The following is a 1,540-nucleotide window of genomic DNA, read 5'->3' as shown; positions in this document are numbered from 1 at the left end:
AGAACTCGATCCTGGCGCGGCTGGCGGGTGAGAGGCCGGGCGCCTCGGCCACCATGTCCCGCAACCAGCCGGCATTCACGAGATAGGACTGCTTCAGCCAGTCATAGACGGGCGCCTCCGTCCACACCTGATCCCTGAAGCGCCGGTCGCCCGGTGCCGGTGCGGCCACGACCGGCGCCTCGCCACCCAGGAGCTTCAGCAACTGGGCATTCCACAGGCGGCCATGGTCCAGCCAGAGCCGCATCTGCGCCTGCGCCAGCCGCTCGGGATCCTGGAGCAGTGATCGGCCGAGCTCGGCGAAGGCGTCGCCGACCACCTCCGGATCGGGCACCGACAGCCGCTCGGCGGCGTGGCGCTCCAGCATGGCCTTCACGACCCTGGCGGCACGTTCGGCCAGGCCAGTGGCACGCCTGGCACGCTGCTCCAGCAGGCCGTCCGCGACTTCTCCCGGTACTGGTCCTGGTCCTGGCGAATCGTCCAAGCCGGTTCTCCTTGCGGCGTGCCGGTGATGTTGGCGCCGCCTGGGGCAATGGAAAGGCCGGCGTGCTGAAACGGCAGGGGCAAAGGCAGGAATGGGCCGCCGGCTGCCCGGCGGCCCTCCTGTTCGAGCGGTGTCGGTCAGCGGCGGCTTAGCGCACAGCCTCGCCATGCAGGGCCAGGTCCAGCCCCTCGCGCTCCACTTCCCGGTCCACCCGCAGGCCAATCACCAGGTCGACCAGCTTCAGGATCACGAAGGTTAGGACCGCGCAGTAGACGATGGTGATCAGCACGCTCTTGATCTGGATCCAGAGCTGCGCGCCGTTGCCCTCCAGCAGGCCGGGCGTGCCGCCGATCGCCTCCACCGCGAACACGCCGGTCAGGACCGCGCCGACGATGCCGCCCACGCCATGGACGCCGAAGCAGTCCAGGCTGTCATCATAGCCCAGCATGTGCTTCAGGCTGGTCGATGCCCAGAAGCACACGGCACCCGCGACGAGGCCGATGATCAAGGCGCCACCGGGGCCGACGAAGCCAGCGGCGGGCGTGATGGCGACCAGGCCGCCGACCACGCCGGAAATTAGACCCAGGACCGACGGCTTGCCCTTCGCGCCCCACTCGATGAACATCCAGGACAGGCCGGCGGCCGCAGGCGCGATCAGGGTCACCAGCATCGCCATGCCGGCCCGGCCGTTGGCGGCCGCCGCGGAGCCGGCGTTGAAGCCGAACCAGCCGACCCAGAGCAGGCCGGCGCCGATGACGCTCAGCACCAGGTTGTGCGGCGGCAGCGGCGTGTTCGGATAGCCCATGCGCTTGCCGATCACGATGGCCGCGACCAGGCCCGCGATGCCGGCGTTGATGTGCACCACCGTGCCGCCCGCGAAGTCGAGCACGCCGTCGCCGAACATGTAGCCGTTGGCGGCCCAGACCATGTGGCAGACCGGGGCGTAGACGATGAGCGACCACAGGCCGAAGAACCAGAGCATCGCCGAGAACTTCATCCGGTCCGCGAACGCGCCGGCGATCAGGGCAGCGGTGATGATGAAGAACGTCATCTGGAAGG

1 protein-coding gene and 1 pseudogene are annotated in these 1,540 nt (G+C 69.3%); both read right to left on the bottom strand.

The window, feature by feature from the left end; all coding sequences use genetic code 11:
• Positions 1–481, bottom strand: a pseudogene (locus EQG76_RS13035) (hypothetical protein); the annotation flags it as partial.
• Positions 482–629: 148 nt separating this feature from the next.
• Positions 630–1,540: ammonium transporter (locus tag EQG76_RS13030; RefSeq protein WP_159713969.1), on the bottom strand; the 911-nt coding region annotated here is incomplete at its 5' end.

The sequence above is a fragment of the Geminicoccus flavidas genome, from assembly GCF_009806515.1.
Taxonomy (GTDB): Bacteria; Pseudomonadota; Alphaproteobacteria; order Geminicoccales; family Geminicoccaceae; genus Geminicoccus; species Geminicoccus flavidus.
This window is presented reverse-complemented; position numbering and strand designations above follow the sequence as displayed.